The sequence below is a fragment of the Variovorax sp. J31P179 genome (assembly GCF_030316985.1).
Lineage (GTDB): Bacteria > Pseudomonadota > Gammaproteobacteria > Burkholderiales > Burkholderiaceae_C > Variovorax > Variovorax ginsengisoli_B.
In genome coordinates, this window is sequence record NZ_JASZYL010000010.1 from 113,515 (window position 1) to 136,447 (window position 22,933).

The 22,933-nt window shown below is 66.8% G+C and carries 23 protein-coding genes and 1 tRNA gene; 10 read left to right on the forward strand and 14 right to left on the reverse strand.

The features are described from left to right. Positions 1 to 43: 43 nt before the first annotated feature. The 8 genes from pilB (at position 44) to QTI17_RS24505 (ending at position 8,124) form a co-directional block, all read left to right on the forward strand. A complete protein-coding gene (gene pilB, locus QTI17_RS24470; protein ID WP_286536257.1) occupies positions 44 to 1,777 on the forward strand; it encodes a type IV-A pilus assembly ATPase PilB in 1,734 nt (577 codons plus the stop codon). A 58-nt stretch (positions 1,778 to 1,835) separates the two neighbouring features. Beyond that, positions 1,836 to 3,059, forward strand: a complete 1,224-nt coding sequence (locus tag QTI17_RS24475) for a type II secretion system F family protein (RefSeq protein WP_286504868.1) — start codon at positions 1,836 to 1,838, stop codon at positions 3,057 to 3,059. After that, positions 3,059 to 3,910 carry a prepilin peptidase gene (locus tag QTI17_RS24480; RefSeq protein ID WP_286536258.1) on the forward strand — a complete coding sequence of 284 codons (852 nt, stop codon included), beginning with the start codon at positions 3,059 to 3,061 and terminating at the stop codon, positions 3,908 to 3,910. Before QTI17_RS24475 ends, QTI17_RS24480 begins: the two co-directional genes overlap by 1 nt. A 13-nt stretch (positions 3,911 to 3,923) precedes the next feature. Further along, positions 3,924 to 4,526, forward strand: a complete 603-nt coding sequence (gene coaE / locus QTI17_RS24485) for a dephospho-CoA kinase (protein ID WP_286536260.1) — start codon at positions 3,924 to 3,926, stop codon at positions 4,524 to 4,526. Positions 4,527 to 4,607: 81 nt separating this feature from the next. Further along, a complete protein-coding gene (locus tag QTI17_RS24490) occupies positions 4,608 to 6,101 on the forward strand; it encodes an MBOAT family O-acyltransferase (protein ID WP_286536263.1) in 1,494 nt (497 codons plus the stop codon). Between the two features lies 1 nt (position 6,102). After that, a complete protein-coding gene (locus tag QTI17_RS24495; protein WP_286536265.1) occupies positions 6,103 to 7,116 on the forward strand; it encodes an alginate O-acetyltransferase AlgX-related protein in 1,014 nt (337 codons plus the stop codon). A 31-nt stretch (positions 7,117 to 7,147) separates the two neighbouring features. Beyond that, positions 7,148 to 7,903 carry a cell division protein ZapD gene (gene zapD / locus QTI17_RS24500; protein ID WP_286523429.1) on the forward strand — a complete coding sequence of 252 codons (756 nt, stop codon included), beginning with the start codon at positions 7,148 to 7,150 and terminating at the stop codon, positions 7,901 to 7,903. 8 nt (positions 7,904 to 7,911) lie between these two features. Then, the gene (locus QTI17_RS24505) at positions 7,912 to 8,124 is read left to right on the forward strand and encodes a DNA gyrase inhibitor YacG (RefSeq protein ID WP_286523430.1); all 213 of its coding nucleotides are present in this window, start codon (positions 7,912 to 7,914) and stop codon (positions 8,122 to 8,124) included. Positions 8,125 to 8,144: 20 nt separating this feature from the next. On the opposite strand, the gene QTI17_RS24510 is transcribed toward QTI17_RS24505, so the two are convergent. From QTI17_RS24510 to secA, 4 genes are read right to left on the reverse strand one after another with little or no spacing between them, the layout of a single operon-like run. Continuing rightward, positions 8,145 to 8,573 carry an NUDIX domain-containing protein gene (locus QTI17_RS24510; RefSeq protein ID WP_286536266.1) on the reverse strand — a complete coding sequence of 143 codons (429 nt, stop codon included), beginning with the start codon at positions 8,571 to 8,573 and terminating at the stop codon, positions 8,145 to 8,147. Then, entirely contained in the window at positions 8,570 to 9,448 is an 879-nt protein-coding gene (locus QTI17_RS24515) for an ATP-binding protein (protein ID WP_286536267.1), read from the reverse strand. Before QTI17_RS24515 ends, QTI17_RS24510 begins: the two co-directional genes overlap by 4 nt. Beyond that, entirely contained in the window at positions 9,445 to 10,674 is a 1,230-nt protein-coding gene (gene argJ / locus QTI17_RS24520) for a bifunctional glutamate N-acetyltransferase/amino-acid acetyltransferase ArgJ (protein WP_286536268.1), read from the reverse strand. Before argJ ends, QTI17_RS24515 begins: the two co-directional genes overlap by 4 nt. Before the next feature lie 22 nt (positions 10,675 to 10,696). After that, a complete protein-coding gene (gene secA, locus QTI17_RS24525; protein ID WP_286536269.1) occupies positions 10,697 to 13,474 on the reverse strand; it encodes a preprotein translocase subunit SecA in 2,778 nt (925 codons plus the stop codon). Positions 13,475 to 13,675: 201 nt separating this feature from the next. Here secA and QTI17_RS24530 point away from each other — a divergent pair, with 201 nt between their 5' ends. Next, positions 13,676 to 13,984, forward strand: a complete 309-nt coding sequence (locus QTI17_RS24530) for a hypothetical protein (protein ID WP_286523435.1) — start codon at positions 13,676 to 13,678, stop codon at positions 13,982 to 13,984. A 19-nt stretch (positions 13,985 to 14,003) separates the two neighbouring features. On the opposite strand, the gene QTI17_RS24535 is transcribed toward QTI17_RS24530, so the two are convergent. The 7 genes from QTI17_RS24535 to petA form a co-directional block, all read right to left on the reverse strand. Beyond that, positions 14,004 to 14,681, reverse strand: coding sequence for a PepSY-associated TM helix domain-containing protein (locus QTI17_RS24535; RefSeq protein ID WP_286536270.1), 678 nt, complete (start codon positions 14,679 to 14,681; stop codon positions 14,004 to 14,006). 29 nt (positions 14,682 to 14,710) lie between these two features. Beyond that, positions 14,711 to 14,786, reverse strand: a tRNA-Thr gene (locus QTI17_RS24540). Between the two features lie 45 nt (positions 14,787 to 14,831). Further along, a complete protein-coding gene (locus QTI17_RS24545) occupies positions 14,832 to 15,410 on the reverse strand; it encodes a ClpXP protease specificity-enhancing factor (protein ID WP_286536271.1) in 579 nt (192 codons plus the stop codon). Between the two features lie 19 nt (positions 15,411 to 15,429). Beyond that, the gene (locus QTI17_RS24550) at positions 15,430 to 16,041 is read right to left on the reverse strand and encodes a glutathione S-transferase N-terminal domain-containing protein (RefSeq protein WP_286369119.1); all 612 of its coding nucleotides are present in this window, start codon (positions 16,039 to 16,041) and stop codon (positions 15,430 to 15,432) included. A 91-nt stretch (positions 16,042 to 16,132) separates the two neighbouring features. Beyond that, positions 16,133 to 16,888: a cytochrome c1 gene (locus QTI17_RS24555; protein WP_286536273.1), complete on the reverse strand. Its 756-nt coding sequence runs from the start codon at positions 16,886 to 16,888 to the stop codon at positions 16,133 to 16,135. 16 nt (positions 16,889 to 16,904) lie between these two features. Continuing rightward, entirely contained in the window at positions 16,905 to 18,305 is a 1,401-nt protein-coding gene (locus QTI17_RS24560) for a cytochrome b (protein WP_286536274.1), read from the reverse strand. 13 nt (positions 18,306 to 18,318) lie between these two features. After that, complete coding sequence (gene petA, locus QTI17_RS24565) at positions 18,319 to 18,942, reverse strand: ubiquinol-cytochrome c reductase iron-sulfur subunit (RefSeq protein ID WP_286536275.1); 624 nt, start codon at positions 18,940 to 18,942, stop codon at positions 18,319 to 18,321. 176 nt (positions 18,943 to 19,118) lie between these two features. Between petA and mscL the strand changes: the two genes are divergently transcribed. Then, a complete protein-coding gene (mscL, locus tag QTI17_RS24570) occupies positions 19,119 to 19,550 on the forward strand; it encodes a large conductance mechanosensitive channel protein MscL (protein ID WP_286536276.1) in 432 nt (143 codons plus the stop codon). Here mscL and pdxA read toward each other — a convergent pair. From pdxA to QTI17_RS24585, 3 genes are read right to left on the reverse strand one after another with little or no spacing between them, the layout of a single operon-like run. Continuing rightward, entirely contained in the window at positions 19,540 to 20,601 is a 1,062-nt protein-coding gene (gene pdxA, locus QTI17_RS24575) for a 4-hydroxythreonine-4-phosphate dehydrogenase PdxA (protein WP_286536277.1), read from the reverse strand. The genes mscL and pdxA overlap by 11 nt on opposite strands. Then, positions 20,598 to 21,371 (reverse strand): Nif3-like dinuclear metal center hexameric protein, encoded by a 774-nt coding sequence (locus tag QTI17_RS24580; protein WP_286536278.1) that lies wholly within the window; start codon positions 21,369 to 21,371, stop codon positions 20,598 to 20,600. The genes pdxA and QTI17_RS24580 overlap by 4 nt, the downstream gene beginning before the upstream one ends. After that, positions 21,368 to 22,714 carry an MFS transporter gene (locus QTI17_RS24585; protein ID WP_286536279.1) on the reverse strand — a complete coding sequence of 449 codons (1,347 nt, stop codon included), beginning with the start codon at positions 22,712 to 22,714 and terminating at the stop codon, positions 21,368 to 21,370. The genes QTI17_RS24580 and QTI17_RS24585 overlap by 4 nt, the downstream gene beginning before the upstream one ends. Positions 22,715 to 22,933 lie beyond the last annotated feature (219 nt).

Here is a 22,933-nt window from a genome sequence, read left to right on the forward strand (position 1 = left end):
CGATGATCGTGAAGCAAATTTTCACGTTTCTTACATTCGTTGAATGGCCGCAGCCGAACCCCTCGTCAAAGACAGCTCGCCGATCGCCCTTCCAGGGCTTGCGCGCGCACTGGTTTCGGCCGGAAAGCTCCCGGCCAAGACGGCCGAGGACATCTACCAGAAGTCCCTGAGCGGCAGGACCAGCTTCATTGCCGAGCTGACCGGCACCGGCGCCGTGTCGGCGGCCGACCTGGCGCACACGTTGTCGAGCGCCTTCGGCGCTCCGCTGCTCGACCTCGACGCCATTGATTCCCAGCGGCTGCCCAAGGACCTGCTCGACCCCAAGCTGTGCCAGGCCTACCGGGTCGTGGTGCTCAGCAAGCGCAACAACCGTCTCATTGTCGCAACAGCCGATCCTTCGGACCAGCAGGCGGCCGAAAAGATCAAGTTCGCCTCCCAGATGGGCGTGGACTGGGTCATCGCGGAGTACGACAAGCTTTCCCGCATGATCGAGGCGGCGGCGGTGAGCGCCTCCGAGACCATCGACAGCATCATCGGCACCGAATTCGAGTTCGACGAAGTCTCGGCCGACACCTCGAGCGAAAGCAACGACCCGGCGGTGGCCGAAGTCGAGGACGCGCCGGTCGTCCGGTTCCTGCACAAGATGCTGCTGGACGCCTTCAGCATGCGGGCCTCCGACATCCACTTCGAGCCCTACGAGCACAACTACCGCGTGCGCTTCCGCATCGACGGCGAGCTGCGCGAGATCGCCAGCCCGCCGACGGTCATCAAGGACAAGCTGGCCTCGCGCATCAAGGTCATCTCCCGGCTCGACATCTCCGAGAAGCGGATCCCGCAAGACGGCCGGATGAAGCTCAAGATCGGTCCCGAGCGCGTGATCGACTTCCGGGTCAGCACGCTGCCCACGCTGTTCGGCGAGAAGATCGTGATCCGTATCCTCGACCCGAGCAGCGCCCGCCTCGGCATCGACGCGCTCGGCTACGACGCCGACGAGAAAGAGCGCCTGCTCACGGCCATCGGCCGCCCCTACGGCATGGTGCTGGTCACGGGGCCGACCGGCTCCGGCAAGACGGTGTCGCTGTACACCTGCCTGAACCTGCTCAACAAGCCCGGCGTGAACATCGCGACCGCCGAGGACCCGTCCGAAATCAACCTGCCGGGCGTCAACCAGGTCAACGTCAACGACAAGGCCGGCCTGACCTTCGCGACCGCGCTGCGGGCCTTCCTGCGCCAGGATCCCGACATCATCATGGTCGGCGAAATCCGCGACATCGAAACCGCCGACATCTCGATCAAGGCGGCCCAGACCGGCCACCTGGTGCTGTCGACGCTGCACACCAACGACGCCCCCACCACGCTGACGCGGATGCGCAACATGGGCATCGCGCCCTTCAACATCGCTTCCAGCGTGATCCTGATCACCGCCCAGCGGCTGGCGCGCCGGCTCTGCACCGTGTGCCGGACGCCGACCGAGGTGCCGCGGCAGGCCCTGCTCGATGCCGGCTTCAAGGACAGCGACCTCGACGGCTCCTGGAAGCCCTACCACCCGGTGGGCTGCTCGGCCTGCAACGGCGGCTACAAGGGGCGCGTCGGCATCTACCAGGTGATGCCGATCACCGAGGAGATCCAGAAGATCATCCTTCGCGACGGCACCTCGCTCGACATCGCCAAGCAGTCCGAGTCCGAGGGCGTCAGGTCGCTGCGCCAGTCGGGCCTGCGCAAGGTCATGCAGGGGCTGACCTCGCTCGAAGAAGTGCTGGCAGTCACCAACGAATAGAACGCGTCGATTCGCACGCATCAGCAGCAGCACCAGCACACGGAGAAGCGGAGATCCCATGGCAACGGCAACAGCATCGTCCCGGACGGTCAAGGAATTCGTCTTCGAGTGGGAAGGCAAGGACCGCAACGGCAAGACCGTCCGCGGCGAAGTCCGCGCCGCCGGCGAGAACCAGGTGCAGGCCGCCCTGCGGCGCCAGGGCATCCTCACGACCAAGATCAAGAAGCGCCGGATGCGCTCGGGCAAGGCGATCAAGCCCAAGGACATCGCGATCTTCACGCGCCAGCTGGCGACCATGATGAAGGCCGGCGTGCCGCTGCTGCAGGCCTTCGACATCGTCGGCCGCGGCAATGCCAACCCGAGCGTGGCCAAGCTGCTCAACGACATCCGCAGCGACGTCGAGACCGGCACCTCGCTCTCGGCGGCGTTCCGCAAGTTCCCGAAGTACTTCGACAGCCTCTACTGCAACCTGGTCGAGGCCGGCGAGGCGGCCGGTATCCTCGAAGACCTGCTCGACCGGCTGGCCACCTACATGGAGAAGACCGAGGCGATCAAGTCGAAGATCAAGTCGGCGCTGATGTACCCCACCTCGGTCATCGTGGTGGCCTTCGTGGTGGTGGCGATCATCATGATCTTCGTGATCCCGGCCTTCAAGCAGGTGTTCACTTCCTTCGGCGCCGACCTGCCCGCGCCGACCCTGATCGTCATGGGCATCAGTGAATTCTTCGTCTCCTACTGGTGGCTGATCTTCGGCGTGATCGGCGGCGGCATCTATTTCTTCCTGCAGGCCTGGAAGCGCAACGAGCGGGTGCAGAAGGTCATGGACCGCCTGCTGCTGCGCCTGCCGATCTTCGGCACCCTGATCGACAAGTCCTGCGTCGCCCGCTGGACCCGCACCCTGGCCACGATGTTCGCCGCCGGTGTGCCGCTGGTCGAGGCACTCGATTCGGTCGGCGGCGCCTCGGGGAATTCGGTGTATGCCGATGCAACGGTCAAGATCCAGCAGGAGGTGTCGACCGGCACCAGCCTGACCACCGCGATGACCAACGCCAACCTGTTCCCGTCGATGGTGCTGCAGATGACCGCGATCGGCGAGGAATCGGGCTCGATCGACCACATGCTGGGCAAGGCGGCCGACTTCTACGAGTCGGAAGTCGACGACATGGTCGCCGGCCTGTCGAGCCTGATGGAACCCATCATCATCGTCTTCCTGGGCGTGATCATCGGGGGCATCGTGGTCTCGATGTACCTGCCCATCTTCAAGCTCGGCCAGGTCGTCTGATGCTGGTGTCGCAGGGGGTGGACGCCGCAATGGCCGGCGTGCTGGGGCTCATGATCGGCAGTTTTCTCAATGTCGTGATCTACCGGCTGCCCAAGATGCTCGAGCGGCAGTGGGCGGCCGAATGCGCGAGCCTCGCCGAGGGCGACGCGGCGGCGGCGCCCGCCGTCGAGCCCTTCAACCTGATGGTGCCGCATTCGCGCTGCCAGCAATGCGGCCACGTGATCCGCTGGTACGAGAACGTTCCGGTGCTGAGCTACCTGGCGCTGCGCGGCCGCTGCTCTTCCTGCAAGGCGTCGATCGGCCTGCGCTATCCGGTGGTCGAACTGCTGACCGGTGCGCTGTTCGCCTGGTGCGTCTGGCGCATGCCCGGCCAGTACGGCGCGCTGGCCTGGTGCGCCTTCGCCGCCGCGCTGCTGGCGCTGGCGCTGATCGACTGGGACACCACCCTGCTGCCCGACGACATCACCCTGCCGCTGCTGTGGGGCGGCCTGCTGGCATCGATCGCAGGCTTCACCGGTGTGCCCCTCGCCCATGCGGTCTGGGGCGCCGTGGCCGGCTATGTGTCGCTCTGGGCCATCTACTGGCTGTTCAAGCTGACCACCGGCAAGGAGGGCATGGGCTATGGCGACTTCAAGCTGTTCGCGGCCTTCGGCGCCTGGTTCGGCTGGCAGGCGCTGGTGCCGATCATCCTGATGGCGTCGGTGATCGGCGTGGTGGTCGGGCTCGCGCTCAAGTTCAGCAGCGGCCTGCGCGAAGGCGGCTACGTGCCCTTCGGGCCCTTTCTGGCCGCTGCCGGCTTCACCGCCATGATCTTCGGCCCGGACGCGATCCTGCGCGCGGTCGGGCTCTGAGGGCGGGCGCACCATGCGCATCGGCCTGACCGGCGGCATCGGCAGCGGCAAGAGCACCGTCGCATCGCTGCTGGTCGGGCTCGGCGCCAAGCTGGTCGACACCGATGCGATCGCCCGGGCGGTGGCGCAGCCGCAAGGCGCCGCCATGCCGGCGCTGGAGGCCGAGTTCGGCCCTTCGGTCATTGCGGCCGACGGCGGCCTCGACCGGGCGCGGATGCGCGAGCTCGTGTTCGCGGACCCGGACGCCAAGCGCCGGCTCGAAGCCATCCTGCATCCGCTGATCGGCGTCGAATGCGAACGGCAGGCGGCGACCGCGGCGGCCGGCCAGACGCTCGTCTTCGACGTCCCCCTGCTGGTCGAGTCCAGGCGCTGGCGCGCCATCGTCGATCGGGTGCTGGTGGTGGACGCTTCCGAGGCGGTGCAGCTGCATCGTGTGGTGGCACGTTCCGGCTGGGCGCCGGAAGCGGTCCGCGCCGTGATCGCGCAGCAGGCCGAACGCAGCCTGCGGCGCGCGGCCGCCGATGCGCTGATCTTCAACGAGACCTTGTCGCTGGCGGAACTCTCCCTCGAAGTCCGGAGTCTTTGGGATCGCTGGGCCGTCGCGGACACGCGATAATCTCCGGTCCGCCGGCGCGCGTGCGCCCGACAACAAGAAAGCGGCGTGCGTTTCGACCCCGCGAGACAGCCCTCCCCCAAGATGCTTTTCAATTCGTACGCGTTCATCTTTTTCTTTTTCCCGATCGTGCTGGTCGGGTTCTTCCTGATCGGAAAGCGCAACGCACGGGCCGCCGCCGGATTTCTGGCGCTCGCCTCCCTGTTCTTCTATGGCTGGTGGAGCGTCCAGGCGCTGCCGCTGCTGCTGGGCTCGATCTGCTTCAACTACTGGGCCGGCCTGCGCCTGACCCCCGGCCCCGGACGCACCGACCCCGGCCGCAAGAAGATGCTGGTGTTCGCGCTGGTGGTCAACCTGGGCGTGCTGGCGGTGTTCAAGTACGCGAACTTCTTCGTCGCCAACGTCAACGACGGCCTGCTGGCCGCAGGCTACTCGCCGATCTCGATGCTGCACATCGCGCTGCCGATCGGGATCTCGTTCTATACCTTCACGCAGATCGCCTTCCTGGTCGACTGCTGGCAAGGCAAGGTGCACGAGCGCAGCTTCGTGCATTACGTGCTGTTCGTCACCTACTTTCCCCATCTGATCGCGGGCCCGGTGCTGCACCACGCGCAGATGATGCCGCAGTTCGCCAATCCGGCAACCTACCGGGTCGACTTCGACAAGGTCGCGCTCGGGCTGGCGATCTTCGTCTTCGGGCTGGCCAAGAAACTCCTGATCGGCGACCCGATGGGCGAGTACGCCGACCTGATGTTCAACGGCGTCCACAAGGGCCTGACGCCGACGATGGGCACCGCGTGGGTCGGCGTGCTGGCCTACACGCTGCAGATCTACTTCGACTTCTCGGGCTACTCGGACATGGCCGTGGGCCTGTCGCTGTGCCTCGGCGTGCAGCTGCCGCTCAACTTCAATTCGCCCTACAAGTCGACCAACATCATCGAGTTCTGGCGCCGCTGGCACATCTCGCTGTCGACCTTCCTGCGCGACTACCTCTACGTGCCGCTGGGCGGCAACCGCAAGGGGCCGGCGCGCCGCTACCTGAACCTGTTCCTGACGATGCTGCTGGGCGGCTTGTGGCACGGGGCCGCCTGGACCTTCGTCATCTGGGGCGCACTGCACGGCTTCTTCCTGATGGTGAACCACCTCTGGAACGCCAAGGTGCGCCGCAACGCCAAGCCCGGCAGGCTGGCGGGCCTGCTCGGCTGGCTGCTGACCTTCGTCTGCGTGATGATCGCCTGGGTGGTGTTCCGGTCCGAGAGCATGCACGCCGCGACCACCATCTACCAGGCCATGCTCGGGCTGCACGGCACCTCGGATTCGGTGTTCAGCGAACTCGGCGCCGTGCCCTACCGCAAGAACGACTTCTTCCATACGCTGCTGGTCGGGCTGTTCATCTGCCTGGTCATGCCGCCGACCATCACGCTGCAGCGCTGGGTGCCGCAGCTGCAGGCGCTGGCCGGCCGGCCGCGCCTGGCCTGGGTGTTCACGGCGCTGATGGCCGCCTTCACGGTGTACCTGCTGGGCGTCTGCGTTTCGAAGCTGGGCTCGTACAGCCCCTTCCTCTATTTCCAATTCTGATATGACTCCCGCGAAACTCTGGCTGCGGATCTTCGGGGCCGGCTTCCTCGTCATCATCTCGCTGCTGATCGTGACCTTGAAAACGCCGCCCTTCTATGGCGACATGACCCGCATCGGCCTGCTGTCGGAGACCGCCTTCGGCTGGCGCATCGAACCGCCGCACGTCGACCCGAAGTACCTCAATGCGGTGCCGGTGGCCGAAGCCGACATCGTGGTGATCGGCGACAGCTTCTCGATGTCGAACCGCTGGCAATCGATGCTGACCCGGGCCGGCTACCGGGTCACGACCACCTTCTGGGGCCAGATCAACGAGGAGCTCTGCGGCGACTTCGATGCCTGGCTCGATCGCGCGGGCTTTCGCGGCAAGCTGGTGATCGTCGAGAGCATCGAACGCCTGGTGAACGAACGCATGGTCGCCACCCAGACCTGCAAGACGATGGCCAAGCCCTTTTCGGCCGGCATCAAGCCTTTCTTCGAGTCGCCCTCGTCGGTGCCGGCGCCGGTGCTCAACTGGGACGGCAAGCTGACCTCGGGCGTGCGGATCTATCGCAACACCCGGCGGGCGCGCGAGGCGACCGAGCCGATCCTTTCGAACGACAAGATCCTGGTGCGACCGGTTCCCGAGGGCTGCGCGTTGTTCAGCCACCAGCTCTGCGACAAGGTCCCGTTCTGGCCGGCCGACGACGAGAACGGCGAGCTCACGGTGCAGCACGCGGCCCAGATGAAGGCCTTCGGCGACGCCCATCCGCGGCGCGCCGTGCTGTGGATGATCATCCCCAACAAGACCACCGTGTATGTCAAGCCGGAACATTCGAAAGATTTCGTGACGGCATTCGGTGCCGCCGACATCGGCCCCGACCTGTTCAGCCTCTCGTTCGAGCAGAAAAACAAGGTCCGCGACTATTTTTTCCCGAACGACACACACCTGTCGATGCACGGGCAGCTGGTGGTCGGCCAGCGGATGCTCGAAGCGGTTCGCAAGATCCTGCCCGCCGCCCCCTCGAAGGCCTCTTGAAGCTATCATCTGCAACCGGAAGCCACCACGCGTGATCCTCTACGAGTACCCCTTCAACGAGCGCATCCGGACCTACCTTCGGCTGGAACACCTGTTCCGTCGCCTTGGCGAGCTGGTCCCGGCCGATTCGCCGCTGCTGCATCACTACGCACTCGTCACAATCTTCGAGATCATGGACGTGGCGGCGCGCGCCGACCTCAAGGCCGATGTGCTGCGGGACCTCGACAAGCACAAGAACGTCTTCAACAGCTACCGCGGCAACCCGGCCATCGCCGAATCGGTGCTCGACCAGGTGGTGGGCAAGCTCGAAAGCAATTTCACCACCCTCAACACGGTGCCGGGAAAGGCCGGCCAGGCCCTGACCGAGAACGAGTGGCTGATGAGCATCCGCAGCCGCGCGGGCATTCCGGGCGGCACCTGCGAGTTCGACCTGCCGGCCTACTACGCCTGGCAGAACCGCCGCGCCCACGAGCGCCGCGCCGACCTCGAGCGCTGGTCGTCCACGCTCGCGCCGCTGGCCGAATCGATCTACCTGCTGCTCAAGCTGCTGCGCGATGCCGACGTGCCCTACAAGGTGATCGCGGCCAACGGCCAGTTCCAGCAGACCCTGCCGCAGGGCCGCAGCTTCCAGTTGCTGCGCCTGCGCATCGACCCCAAGCTCGGGCTGATTCCCGAGATTTCCGGCAACCGGCTGATGGTGTCGGTCAGGCTGATGCGGCATGGCACCGATGATCGCCTTCACCAAAGCACGGACGAGGCCCCGTTCGAACTGACCCTTTGCGCCTGAGACATCCGATGAGCGGTGCGACGAATTCCATCGGCGAGCGGATCGTCCGCTGCCCGGCATGCGGACAAGACAGTGTCTACGCGGCCAGCAATCCCTACCGGCCGTTCTGCAGCGCGCGCTGCAAGGGCATCGACCTGGGTGCCTGGGCCAGCGAAGAATTCAGGATGCCGGCCGATGCGCCCCCGGACGACGATCCGTTCGGCGATCCGAAGCGGCAGTAGGCCGCCAGCCTCGGCCCCTGCTAAGCAGCGGGCGGCTCGAAGACCAGCCCGCGCTCCTGGGCCAGCCAGGCCAGCACCGGCAGTGCGCCCGGCAGCACCGGCGTCACGTCGAGCGGCAGTTGCTGCCAGCACATCGCCTGGCCCTCGCGCATCTCGAAATCGCCGCTCCAGCGATGCACCTTGCACCAGTGCAGGCGCACCAGCGCATGCGGGTAGTCGTGCTCGGTGACCTTCCAGACCGCGGCCCCGGCGATCGTGATGCCGAGCTCTTCGTGCAGTTCGCGCCGAAGCGCCTCCTCGACGGTCTCGCCGGCCTCGAGCTTGCCGCCGGGGAATTCCCAGTAGCCGGCATAGGGCTTGCCTTCGGGCCGGGTCGAGAGCAGCAGCGCATCGTCCTCGCGGATCAGGATGCCGACCGCGACCTCGGTGTGCTTGCGCGTCTCGGTCATGCGGCGCCAGCGCGCCCGGCGTAGTCGCGCGCGAACTGGTAGGCCACGCGTCCGCTGCGCGAGCCGCGCTCGAGCGCCCACACCAGCGCCTCGGGCCGCGCCGCTTCGACCGCCTCGGCATCGACGCCGAACGAGGACAGCCATTGCGCGACGATCGCCAGGTATTCGTTCTGGCTGAAGGGATAGAAGCTGACCCAGAGACCGAAGCGCTCCGACAGCGAGATCTTCTCCTCGATCACCTCGCCCGGATGGACTTCGCCATCGTCGGTATGGGTGTAGCTGAGGTTGTCCTTCATGTACTCGGGCAGCAGGTGGCGCCGGTTGCTGGTCGCGTAGATCAGCACATTGGGCGTCGACGCCGCGATCGAGCCGTCGAGGATCGACTTCAGCGCCTTGTAGCCCGGCTCGCCCTCGTCGAAGCTGAGGTCGTCGCTGAAGATGATGAACTTCTCGGGCCGGTTCGCGACCACCTCGATGATGTCGGGCAGGTCGGTCAGCTCGGCCTTGTCGACCTCGATCAGGCGCAGGCCCCGCGGCGCATAGGCCTGCAGGCAGGCCCGGATCAGCGAGGACTTGCCGGTGCCGCGGGCGCCGGTCAGCAGCACGTTGTTGGCCGGCTTGCCTTCGACGAACTGGCGCGTGTTGCGCTCGATCTTGTCCTTCTGGACGTCGATCTCCTTCAGTGCGTCGAGCGACATCGCGGCCACGTGGCGCACCGGCTCGAGCGTGCCATGGCCGGAGCTGCGGCGGCGGTAGCGCCAGGCGATCGAGGCGCTCCAGTCGGCCGGCGCCGCGAGCGGCTGCGGCAGGATCGATTCGATGCGCGCGATGAGGTGCTCGGCCCGCTCGAGCAGGCGTTCGAACTGAGGATTCATGACCGGTAGTCGGCGTTGATCGAGACGTAGTCGTGGCTCAGGTCGCAGGTCCAGACGGTGTCGGCGGCGCTGCCGCGTCCGAGCGCGATGCGCACCGTGATCTCGCTCTGCTTCATGACGCGCTGGCCGTCTTCCTCGCGGTAGGCCGGATTGCGGCCGCCCTTGATCGCCACGTGGACATCGTCCAGGTAGAGGTCGATGCCGGTCTGGTCGAGGTCGGCGATGCCCGCGTAGCCGACCGCCGCGAGGATTCGGCCCAGGTTCGGATCGCTGGCGAAGAACGCGGTCTTGACCAGCGGCGAATGCGCGACCGCATAGGCGACCTGTCGGCACTCGGCCGCATCCTTGCCGCCTTCGACCCGGATGGTGATGAACTTGGTTGCGCCTTCGCCGTCGCGCACGATGGCCTGCGCCAGCTGGCGGGCAACGTTGCGCATCGCTTCGAGCAGCGCGCGACCTTCGGGCGATTCGAGCGAGCCGATCGTGGCATGCGCCGCCTTCTGGGTCGCAATGACCACGAACGAGTCGTTGGTCGAGGTGTCGCCGTCGATCGTCACGCGGTTGAAGGACGCATCGGCCAATGCCTTGGCCAGGGGCTGGATCAGCGCCGGGTCGATCTTCGCGTCGGTGGCCATGAAGCCGAGCATGGTCGCCATGTTCGGCCGGATCATGCCGGCGCCCTTGCTGATGCCGGTGACCGTGACGGTCGCGCCGCCGATCTGCACCTGCTGGCTGAAGGCCTTGGGCACGGTGTCGGTGGTCATGATGCCCTCGGCCGCGCGCGCCCAATGGTCGGGCGCGGCATCGGCGAGCGCGGCGGGCAGGCCGGCTTCGATGCGGTCGATCGGCAGCGGCTCCATGATGACGCCGGTCGAGAACGGCAGGATCTGCTCGGGCGCCAGGTTCAGGTGGCGCGCCAGCGCGATGCAGGTGGCGCGGGTGCGCGCCAGTCCGTCCTCGCCGGTGCCGGCGTTCGCGTTGCCGGTGTTGATCAGCATCGCCCGGATGCCGAAATCCTTAGCCAGGTGCTCGCGGCAGACCTGGACCGGCGCCGCGCAGAAGCGGTTCTGGGTGAACACGCCGCCGACCGCGGCGCCTTCGTCGATCAGGACGACCGTCAGGTCCTTGCGGTTGGCCTTGCGCACGCCCGCTTCGGCCACGCCGATGCGAACGCCGGGCACCGCATGCAGCGCGGCGGGGTCGGGTGCGGAGAGATTCACTGGCATGGAGAAATCCTGTCGATGGATGTCAGGTGAGCTTGCCGTGGCACTGCTTGAATTTCTTGCCACTGCCGCAGGGGCACGGGTCGTTGCGGCCAACGCGCGCGAAGGCCGCGGCACCGGCGGAGAGGCCACCGGCGAGTTGGCGACGCTGGCTTTCCTCGTCGACCCGGACCTCGACCTCGCCGGTCTCGGTCGGCGCGGTATAGGTGATGTTGGCGAGGTTCTCGCCGCGGCTCTCCATCGCCTCGGCCGCCTCTTCGAGCTGTTCGCCCGACTGCACGCGCACCGTCATGAGCTGGCGCGTGACCTCGTTCTTGACCGAATCGAGCAGCTGGCCGAAGAGCTCGAACGCCTCGCGCTTGTATTCCTGCTTGGGCTGCTTCTGCGCATAGCCGCGCAGGTGGATGCCCTGGCGCAGGTAGTCGAGCGACGCCAGGTGCTCGCGCCAGTGGGTGTCGATGCTCTGCAGCAGCACCATGCGCTCGAACTGGGTGAAGTTCTCCTGGCCGATCAGCGCCAGCTTGGCGTTGAAGACCTCGTTGGCGGCGGCTACCACCTTCTCGACCACGTCCTCGTCGCCGATCGCGGTCGCGGCCTCGACCTGCTGGCGCAGCGGGATCTCGAGGCCCCATTCGTCGCTCAGCACCTTCTCGAGGTCGGCCAGCTGCCATTGCTCCTCGACCGATTCCGCCGGCACGTACTGGCGCACCAGGTCGGTGAAGCAGCCTTCGCGCAAAGCCTCGATCTGCGCCGTCAGCTCGGTCGCGTCGAGGATGTCGTTGCGCTGCTGGTAGATCACCTTGCGCTGGTCGTTCGAGACGTCGTCGTACTCCAGCAGCTGCTTGCGGACGTCGAAGTTGCGCGCCTCGACCTTGCGCTGCGCGCTCTCGATGCTGCGGGTCACGATGCCGGCCTCGATCGCCTCGCCGTCGGGCATCTTCAGGCGGTCCATGATCGCCTTCACGCGGTCGCCGGCGAAGATGCGCATCAGCGGGTCGTCAAGGCTCAGGTAGAAGCGCGAGGAACCCGGGTCGCCCTGGCGGCCCGAGCGGCCGCGCAGCTGGTTGTCGATACGACGCGACTCATGGCGCTCGGTGGCGATGATGCGCAGGCCGCCGAGCGACTTCACGAACTCGTGGTCCTTGTCCCACTGGGCGCGCAGGCTGGCGATTTCCGCGGCCTTGGCCGAGTCGTCCCTGGACTCGTCGGCCTCGACCGCCTCGATCAGCTTCTCCACGTTGCCGCCGAGCACGATGTCGGTCCCGCGACCGGCCATGTTGGTGGCGATCGTGATCATCTTGGTGCGGCCCGCCTGGGCCACGATGTCGGCTTCGCGCGCATGCTGCTTGGCGTTCAGCACCTGGTGCGGCAGGCCGGCCTTCTCGAGCAGACCGGCGATGATCTCGGAGTTCTCGATCGACGAGGTGCCGACCAGCACCGGCTGGCCGCGCTCGTGGCATTCGCGGATGTCCTGGATCGCGGCCTCGTATTTCTCGCGCGTGGTCTTGTAGACGCGGTCGAGCTGGTCTTCGCGCCGGCTCTGCCGGTTCGGCGGGATGATCATGGTCTCGAGACCATAGATTTCCTGGAACTCGTAGGCTTCGGTGTCGGCCGTGCCGGTCATGCCGGCCAGCTTGCCGTACAGGCGGAAGTAGTTCTGGAAGGTGATCGAGGCCAGGGTCTGGTTCTCGGCCTGGATCTCGACGCCTTCCTTGGCTTCCACGGCCTGGTGCAGGCCGTCGCTCCAGCGGCGGCCGGTCATCAGGCGGCCAGTGAACTCGTCGACGATCACGACCTCGCCCTGCTGCACCACGTAGTGCTGGTCGCGGTGATAGAGATGCCGGGCCCGCAACGCCGCGTTCAGGTGATGCATCAATGTGATGTTGGCCGGGTCGTAGAGCGAGGCGCCCTCGGGCAGCAGCTTGAACTCGGACAGCACCTGCTCGGCCTTCTCGTGGCCGTCCTCGGTCAGGAACACCTGGTGGGTCTTCTCGTCGACCGTGAAGTCGCCCGGCTTGGTGACGCCCTCGCCGGTGCGGGGGTCGGCCTCGCCCTCCTGCTTGACCAGCAGCGGCACGACCTTGTTGATCGCCAGGTAGAGCTCGGTGTGGTCCTCGGCCTGGCCGCTGATGATCAGCGGCGTGCGGGCCTCGTCGATCAGGATCGAGTCGACCTCGTCGACGATCGCATAGTTCAGCCCGCGCTGGACCCGGTCGCCCGGCTCGTAGACCATGTTGTCGCGCAGGTAGTCGAAGCCGTACTCGTTGTTGGTGCCGTACGTGATGTCGCTGCCGTAGGCCTGCTGCTTCTCCTCGCGCGGCATCTGCGGCAGGTTGATGCCGACCGAGAGCCCGAGGTAGTTGTAGAGCCGGCCCATCCAGCGGGCGTCGCGGTTGGCGAGGTAGTCGTTGACCGTGACCACGTGCACGCCCTTGCCGGTGAGCGCGTTCAGGTACACCGGCAAGGTCGCCGTCAGGGTCTTGCCCTCGCCGGTGCGCATTTCGGAGATCTTGCCGTTGTGCAGCGCCATGCCGCCCAGCAGCTGGACGTCGAAGTGGCGCATCTTCATGATCCGCTTCGAGGCCTCGCGCACCGTGGCGAAGGCCTCGGGCAACAGGTCGTCGAGCGACTCGCCCTTGGCGACGCGGTCCTTGAACTCCTGCGTCTTGGCGCGCAGCGCCGCGTCGTCGAGCTTCTCGAAGGACGGCTCCAGCGCGTTGATGCGTTCGACCGTCTTGCGATACTGCTTCAGGAGCCGGTCATTGCGACTGCCGAAAATTTGAGTCAGGAAGTTGGTGGCCATGAATGGAGATCGATGCACACTCGCCGGATGCGGGCGCCTCGACCGAAATCCCTAAGATAGACAAGAGAACGAACTTGGGCGCGCTTGACCAAAAGGCAAGCGGGCCGGCGCGCAGGATGCCGGCAAACCGCTGATTTTAGCCACCTTGCCTCGACCTTCCGAACCGCCGCCCATTGCCCGCCCACTGCCTTCGAACCGTCCATGTACCGCCGCCTCAACCCCGCCGTCACCCTGCTCGAAGCCGCCGAGGGTTCGCCCACCCTGGCGAGCCTGGCGGCGCGCGCGCGCGACGCCAACGAACGGCTGGCCGCGGTGCAGGACCTGATCCCGACGGAGATGCGCGCCGCGGTCCAGGCCGGGCCGGCCGAAGCCGACGTCTGGTGCATGCTGGTGAACGGCAGCGCCGCGGCCGCCAAGCTGCGTCAGCTGGCGCCGATGCTGCAGGCGCGCCTCAAGTCGCGCGGCTGGGACGTCTCGACGATCCGGATCAAGGTGATGTCGCGGCGCTGAGGCCGGCCGCGCCGGGGCTTCAGAGCTGCGCCAGCGCCAGACCCAGGGTCAGGGCGACCGAGGTCCCGAAGATGGCCAGCCCGACGGCGCGGCGGCGGTGGGTGAGCATCCAGAGGATCACCCCGGAGATCGACAGGAAGATCAGGCTGCCGGCCAAGGTGTCGACCAGCAGGATCCAGCCGACCGACATGCCGGTGCCCTTGTGCATGTTGGTCAGCGTGGCGACGAAACCGTTCTGGGTGGTCGTGACCCCGACCGAGCGGTTGCCGCGCCAGTAGTCGGCCTGGACGATGGCGTCGGGTCCGCCGAAATTGAAGGTCCAGCGCTCGGGCTGCATCAGCGTGTCGGGCTTGCCCTTCTCGCCCCAGGCCACCGGTCGCGCGGGCTCGGTGCGCACCGAGTTCGGAGGCCGGTCCTGGTCCAGGGCCGCCTGCAGCCAGACGGCCATCTCGGCCGCGCTCGCCGGTGGCGGCTCGGGCAGCGCCAGCTGGGCGTTTGCGCGCTGCTGGGCCATCGGCAGCTTGAGTACCGCGCGGTGGTTGAGCCAGATGCCTGCGGTGCCGAAGAGCAGGCCGAGGATCGCGCCCCAGAGGCCGATCCAGCCGTGGGTCTTGCGAATCCATTGCACGGCGGTGGCGCGGCGCTGCAGCGCCTGCACGCGCCCGCCGGCGGCGAGGGCATTCGATGAAGTGTTCATGGGAGCGCCGGACGGATGCGCCAGGAAATTGGTGCCGCTTGTCGGAATCGAACTGACGACCTACCGCTTACAAGGCGGTTGCTCTACCAACTGAGCTAAAGCGGCGGGACCTGGGATTTTAGCGGGCCGGAACGAACCGGGCCGCGCCGTTCATTTGATGCGCTTGAGCGATGGACGCGCCCCGCCGCCGGCCGGCGGCCGTGGCGGGTCTTCCGGGTCCGGCGGCGGCGTGCTGCTGCTGCTGGTGGCGGCCGGCTCCTCGCCCTCCCCGGTCACCAGGTGCACGACCTTGCTGGCGTCGCCTTCGGTGCCGCGCGATGCGTCGCGCAGCGGTGTCCGGGTCGAGGCGGCCGACGGCGTCGCGACGGCCGGTGCGGCAGCCCCATCGGCCGGCGCCGGTGCCGGCGCCGGCGCCGGGAACGCCATGCCCTGCCCGTTTTCTCGGGCATAGATCGCGATCACGCGGCCGACCGGCACGCTGATCTCGCGCGCCGTCCCGGCGAAGCGGGCCTTGAACTCGATGAAGTCGTTGCCGAGCTTGAGCGAGCTGGTCGCGTCGAAGCTGATGTTCAGCACGATCTCGCCGTTCTTGACGTACTCGCGCGGCACCTGCACCGTGTCGTCGACCTGCACCGCGACATACGGCGTGAAGCCATTGTCGGTACACCATTCGTACAACGCCCGGATCAGGTAGGGGCGGGTGGATGACGACTCGAGCGCGTTGATCATGGGCGACGGCGCAAGCGACTCACTTGCGCATGACTTTTTCGGAGGGCGTCAGCGCCTCGATGTAGGCCGGGCGCGAGAAGATGCGCTCGGCGTACTTGAGCAGCGGGGCCGCGTTCTTGCTGAGGTCGATGCCGTAGTAGTCGAGGCGCCACAGCAGCGGCGCGATCGCGACGTCGAGCATCGAGAAGTTGTCGCCCAGCATGTACTTGTTCTTGAGGAACACCGGCGCCAGCTGCGTGAGGCGGTCGCGGATGTGCGAACGCGCCTTCTCGAGGGCCTTCTCGTTGCCCTTGGTGGTGCGGTTCTCGAGGGTGGACACGTGAACGAACAGTTCCTTCTCGAAGTTGAGCAGGAACAGGCGCACGCGGGCGCGGTCGACCGGGTCGCCGGGCATCAGCTGCGGATGCGGGAAGCGCTCGTCGATGTACTCGTTGATGATGTTCGACTCGTACAGGATCAGGTCGCGCTCGACCAGGATCGGCACCTGCCCGTACGGGTTCATCACGTTGATGTCCTCGGGCTTGTTGTAGAGATCGACGTCGCGAATCTCGAAATCCATGCCCTTCTCGAACAGCACGAAGCGGCAGCGATGGGAAAACGGGCAGGTCGTTCCAGAATACAGGACCATCATGGCGAAAGACTCCTAAAAATCAAAAAGAGTGGGTCGCGTTCGCAACCCACTCTGCGGGACCCGGCGCACGAGGCGCCGGATCGGCGTGGCATTACTTGACGTCTTTCCAGTACGAGGCATTGAGGCGCCACGTGAAGACGATCGCCATGACCAGGAACAGCAGCACCCAGACGCCGACGCGAATGCGGGTGTTCTGAGCCGGCTCGGCCATCCATTGCAGGAAGCTCACGAGATCGCCCATGTTCTGGTCGAACTGGATCGGCGTCATGGTGCCAGGGCTCACTTGCTCCCAGCCCTTGAACACTTCGGTTTCATGGCCGTGGGCTTCGACCTTGTCGAAGACCGGACGGCGCTCGCCCTGCAGTTCCCACATGACATGCGGCATCGCCACGGCCGGGAACGCGAGGTTGTTCCAGCCCGTGGCCTTGGTGTCGTCACGGTAGAAGGTGCGCAGGTAGGTGTAGAGGTAGTCGGCACCCGTGCCGCCGTGGCCGGCACGCGAACGCGCCACCAGGGTCAGGTCGGGCGGCACCGTGCCGAACCATTCCTTGGCCTGGCGCGGGTCCATGTTGACCCGCATGGTCTCGCCGATCTTGTCGGTCGTGAACAGCAGGTTGTCCTTGATCTGCTGCTCGGTGATGCCGAGGTCGGTCAGGCGGTTGAAGCGCATGTACGCCGCCGAGTGGCAGCTCAGGCAGTAGTTGACGAACAGCTTGGCGCCATTCTGCAGCGCGGCCAGGTCGGTGGTGCGATTCGGCGCCTTGTCCCAGGCGAGGCCGCCTTCGGCAGCGTGTGCACCGGTGACGATGCCGAGCGCCGCGATCAACGTGAGGATCAGTTTCTTCATTCTTGTCGTCTCCCGGTCAGTGAGCGTTGAAAACCACGCGCTCGGGGACCGGCTTGAATTCGCCGAGGCGGCTCCACCACGGCATCAGCAGGAAGAAACCGAAATAGAAGAGCGTTCCGATCTGCGAGATGCGTTCGCCGACCGGCGACGGCGGCTGCACGCCGAGGTAGGCCAGCACCACGAAATTGATGACGAACACGCCGTAGACATACTTGTGCCAGCTCGGGCGATAGCGGATCGACTTGACCGGGCTGTGATCCAGCCAGGGCAGGAAGAACAGGATGACGACAGCGCCGCCCATCACCAGCACGCCCCAGAACTTGGCGTCGATCGACAGCATCATCGCAACCACGCCGACCGCGACGATCACGATGCCGGCCTTGATGAAGGACGGGAAGCGGGCCTTCCAGACGCCGTAGGCGGCGGCACCGACCACGCAGGCGATCAGCGCATACATCATCTCGCTGGTGATGGCACGCAGCATCGAATAGAAGGGCGTGAAGTACCAGACCGGCGCGATGTGGTTGGGCGTCTTGAGCGAGTCGGCCGGGATGAAGTTGTTGTATTCGAGGAAGTAGCCGCCGGCCTCGGGCGCGAAGAAGATCACGGCCGAGAAGATCGTCAGGAACACCACCACGCCGAAGATGTCGTGCACCGTGTAGTACGGGTGCGACGGGATGCCGTCGACCGGATGGCCGTCGGCACCGCGGTTGGCCTTGATCTCGATGCCGTCGGGGTTGTTCGAACCCACTTCGTGCAGCGCGATCAGGTGGGCGACCACCAGGCCGAGCAGCACCAGCGGCACCGCGATCACGTGGAAACTGAAGAAGCGGTTGAGGGTGGCGTCGCTCACCACGTAGTCGCCGCGGATCAGCAGGGCGAGGTCAGGGCCGACGAAGGGGATCGCGGCGAACAGGTTGACGATCACCTGGGCGCCCCAATAGCTCATCTGGCCCCAGGGCAGCAGGTAGCCCATGAAGGCCTCGGCCATCAGGCACAGGAAGATCGCGCAGCCGAAGATCCAGATCAGCTCGCGCGGCTTGCGGTAGCTGCCGTACATCAGGCCGCGGAACATGTGGAGGTAGACCACGATGAAGAAGGCCGAGGCCCCCGTGGAATGCATGTAGCGGATCAACCAACCCCAGGGCACGTCGCGCATGATGTACTCGACCGAGCCGAACGCCAGCGCGGCGTCGGGCTTGTAGTGCATCACCAGGAAGATGCCGGTCACGATCTGGATCACGAGGACCAGCATCGCGAGCGAGCCGAAGATGTACCAGAAGTTGAAGTTCTTCGGCGCGTAGTACTTGCCCCACTGGTCGTTCCAGAGCTTGGTCAGCGGGAATCGGTTGTCGACCCAGTTGAGCAGCTTCTCGTTGGCTGGCGCGTTGGGGGAAATTTCGTGGAATTCAGCCATGTTCTTGTTCTCCTCAGGCCTTCTTGTCGTCGCCGATCAGGAGGCGCGTGTCGGAGAGGTACATGTGCGGCGGCACCGGCAGGTTGTCGGGTGCGGGCTTGTTCTTGAAGACGCGGCCGGCCAGGTCGAAGGTCGAGCCATGGCAGGGGCACAGGAAGCCGCCCTCCCAGTTGTCGGGCAGCGAAGCCTGCGGGCCCGGCTGGAAGCGGTCGGTGGGCGAGCAGCCCAGGTGCGTGCAGATGCCGACGACCACCAGGATCTCGGGCTTGATCGAGCGATGCTCGTTGCGCGCGTACTGCGGCGTGAACTCGTCGGGGTTGCGCTTCGATTGCGGATCGGCGAGCAGCGGATCGAGCTTGGGCAGCTCGGCGACCTGCTGGGGCGAACGCTTCAGGATCCAGACCGGCTTGCCCCGCCATTCGACGGTCATCTTCTCGCCGACCTGCAGCGCGCCGATGTCGGCTTCGACCGGGGCGCCTGCGGCCTTGGCCTTTTCAGACGGCTGGAACGAACTCACGAAAGGCACTGCGACGGCCACGCCACCCACTGCGCCGGCGCAGCCTGAGGCAATCAACCATGTCCGCTTGCTGGTGTCGATCCGGGGTCGGCCGGCGGTACTCGCGCTGCTGTCACTCATGGAGATCCTCAATCTTCTTCGGGGGGACTTGGGTCAACCAAGGATTGTAGCGGAGCGTAAAAGGCGAATTCAACGGCGCGCAGTGCCCGCCGCACGCGCCTGTGACCGGACGCAGACACCGCCCCCACCCCTATACTGGCCGGCGTTCAAAACCAACAGCAGACGAGGTGCACGACATGAGCTTTCTGAAAGAGTTCCGCGAATTTGCCGTCAAGGGCAACGTGATCGACCTGGCAGTTGGCGTGATCATCGGTGCGGCCTTCGGCAAGATCGTCGACTCGCTGGTGAGCGACATCATCATGCCGCTGGTCGGACTCATCTTCGGCAAGCTCGATTTCTCGAACCTCTACATCGTGCTGGGCCCGAGGCCGAGCGGCGTGGCCGACACGCTGGTCGAACTCAAGAAGGCCGGCGCACCGGTGCTGGCCTACGGCAACTTCATCACCGTGGCGGTGAACTTCGTGATCCTGGCCTTCATCATCTTTCTGATGGTCAAGCAGATCAACCGGCTGCGCAGCCTGACCGAAGCCCCGCCACCGCCGGCGCCACCGGCCACACCCGAAGACGTGATGCTGCTGCGCGAGATCCGGGACAGCCTCAAGCGTTAACTCCCTCCACCAACGACCGCGCCATCCGCACAGCCTCGATCAAGCTGGAAGCATCCGCCCGTCCAGTCCCCGCGATATCGAACGCCGTCCCATGGTCGGGACTGGTCCGCACCAGCGGCAGCCCCAGCGTCACGTTCACGCCTTTCTCGACGCCCAGGTACTTGACCGGGATCAGGCCCTGGTCGTGGTACATCGCGATCACGACATCGAACTCGCCAGGGCCGTCGACCTTGGCACGGGCGCGCATGAAGACGGTGTCGGGCGCGTGAGGTCCGTCGGCATCGATCCCTTCGGCGCGCGCGGCCGCGATCGCCGGGGCGATGATGTCGCGCTCCTCGGAGCCGAACAGGCCGCCCTCCCCCGCATGCGGATTGAGCCCCGCGACGCCGATCTTCGGCGTCCGCCCGAGCACCGCGCCGAGGGCCCGGTGCGCGATCCGCAGCGTCTGCAGCACGCCGTCGACGGTCACGGCCTCGATCGCCTGGCGCAGCGACATGTGGATGCTGACGAGCACGGTGCGCAGTTCGTCGTTGGCCAGCATCATGCGCACCGGCACCTCCGACAGCGGCCGGCCCAAATGGGCCGCGGCCTCGGCCTGCAGCAGTTCGGTGTGGCCCGGATACGGAAAGCCCGCCGCGGCAAGTGCCTCCTTGTGCAAGGGGGCCGTGACGATCGCGGCGATCTCTGCGCGCAGCGCCGCGCGCGCGGCCCAGACCACGCAATCGCCGGCGATGCGGCCGGCCTCGGCGCTGACCTGGCCATGGACGATTGGCGCGCCCGTCGGCGCGACCACCTGCAGCACCGGGATGCAGCCGGCCGGCACATCGCGGACCTCGCCGGGCGTCTCGAGCAGCGCGACCGGCAAGGCCGGCCCGCCGGTGGCGGCGATCGCCTGCGCGGCCCGGCGCACGGTCGCCACATCGCCGGCCACGAAGCATCCTCGCAAGTCGGTCGCGGCGTCGCGGAAGGCCTTGGCGATGATCTCGGGGCCGATGCCGGCCGGGTCGCCGAGCGTGATGGCGATGGGGAGGGAAGCGTCGTTGTTGCTCACGCCGGATTGTCGATGTCGATGAATTCGTGGGCCAGGCCCAACTGGGCGGCGACATGCGCCGCAACGGCCGGCGCCCCGTAGCGTTCGGTGGCATGGTGGCCGCAGGCCAGGAAGGCGACACCCATCTCGCGGGCGTAGTGGGCCTGGGGCTCGGAGATCTCGCCCGTGATGAAGGCATCGGCACCGGCGGCGATCGCGGCCTCGAAGTAGCTCTGCGCCCCGCCCGTGCACCAGGCGACGTTGCGGATCGGACGCGGCGGGCCTTCCACCAGCGTCACGGCCTTGCCGAGCGCCTTCTCGACGTGGGTGGCCAGCGCCTTCGCGTTCGTGAAGCCTTCGCCGTTGTCGCGCGCGCCGAGGAAGCCGAGCTCCTGCTCGCCGAATCGGCCGGCCGAGCCCGGGTGCGCGACCAGGCCGAGCCGCAGCCCGAGTTGCGCGTTGTTGCCGAGTTCCGGATGGGCATCCAGCGGCAGGTGGTAGGCGAACAGATTGACGTCGTCGCCGAGCAGCAGGCCCAGGCGCTGTCGCATCCAGCCCGTGACACGCCCGTCCTGGCCGCGCCAGAACAGGCCGTGGTGGACGAAGATCGCGTCGGCTTCGGCGTGGATCGCGGCTTCGATCAGGGCCCGGCTCGCGGTCACGCCGGAGACGATCTTGCGCACCGTGGTGCGGCCCTCGACCTGCAGGCCGTTGGGCCCGTAGTCCTTGAAGCGCGCGGGCGCCAGCAGCAGGTCGAACGCGTGCAGGAGTTCGTGGCGGGTCGTGCTCATCGCGCCATTGTGGCCCCGGCCGGCGCCGCCCGCATCGCATGGCCGCGCGCCGCCAGGGGCATCAGGCCCAGCACGAAGCCCAGCGCCGCGAGCGCGGCCACGTAGTGCGCCGGCGCCATCGGGTCGCGCTGCAGCCACAAGGTCAGGATCACCGGCGTGAGGCCGCCGAAGATCGCGTAGGACATGTTGTAGGCGAACGAAAGACCCGTGAAGCGCACCGGCGCCGGGAACGCCCGCACGCCGGCGATCGGCACCGTGGCGATGCTGCCGACGAACAGGCCCACCAGCCCGTAGTGCCAGACCAGCGAAGCCGGCGTCCCCGGCAGCCCGGTATAGAACAGGTAGCTGGTGACCAGCAGGCCGGCCCAGCCGATCAGCATCACGGGCCGCGTGCCGATCCGGTCGCAGGCCCAGCCGACCGCCACGCAGCCCAGGGTCAGCGTGAGCGTCGCGACCGCGTTGGCGGCCAGCGCGAGCGCGGGCTGCACGTGGTGGACCTTCTGCAGGTAGGCCGGCGTGTAGAGCACCACCACGACGATCGCGGCCGACAGCACCCAGGTCAGCAGCGCGACGTACAGGCTGGCCGCGCGGTGCTCGCGCAGGATGGTCTTGAGGGGCAGCTCGCGCGCCGCGCTGCGGCGCCCGGCGAGCTCCTGGAACACCGGCGTTTCGTGAAGAAAGCGGCGCAGGTAGACCGACACCAGCCCGAACACGCCACCCAGCACGAACGGAATGCGCCAGGCGAAGGCGCCCACTTCGGCCGGCGTGTAGCGGGCATTGGTCGCCACCGCGACCAGCGAGCCCAGCAGGATGCCGCCGGTGATGCCCGAGGTCAGCGTGCCGATGCCGAAGCCGTAGCGGCGCGCCGGCACATGCTCGGCCACGAACACCCATGCGCCCGGCATCTCGCCGCCGATCGCCGCCCCCTGCAGCACCCGCATGGCGAGCAGCAGCAGCGGCGCCGCCACGCCGATCGAGGCATAGGTCGGCAGCAGCCCGATCACCAGCGTCGGCGCGGCCATCAGGAAGATCGACAGCGTGAACATCCGCTTGCGGCCGAGCAGGTCGCCGAAATGGGCGATCACGATGCCGCCCAGGGGACGTGCCAGGTAGCCGGCGGCGAAGATCCCGAAGGTCTGCAGCTGGCGCAGCCAGTCCGGCATGTCGACCGGGAAGAACAGGCCGCCCAGCACGGTGGCAAAGAAGACGTAGATGACGAAGTCGTAGAACTCGAGCGTGCCGCCGAGGGCGGACAGGGCGAGCGTCTGGTAGTCGCGGGCGCCGAGCGGGCGGGCGCGGCTTGCAGGCGCGGCGGCGCCATCGGCAAGGAGTTGAGCGGTCATGGGCGGGCGAAAGGCGATTGGCGGTCAAGGCGCCCCGGAAGGAGCGCACGCTTCTTGCCAAGGCGAATCGCGGCGGGGTCTCGCGCGCGTCACGCCGGATCGGTCCCGATAGGGTGTCCGGCTGCAAGTTCGTCCATTTTAAGGGTTTTCCCTTATTCTTGCCGACGCTGCCGCGCTCGCCGGCGGGGATCGACCGAAGCGCAGAACCCTTTGGGGGAC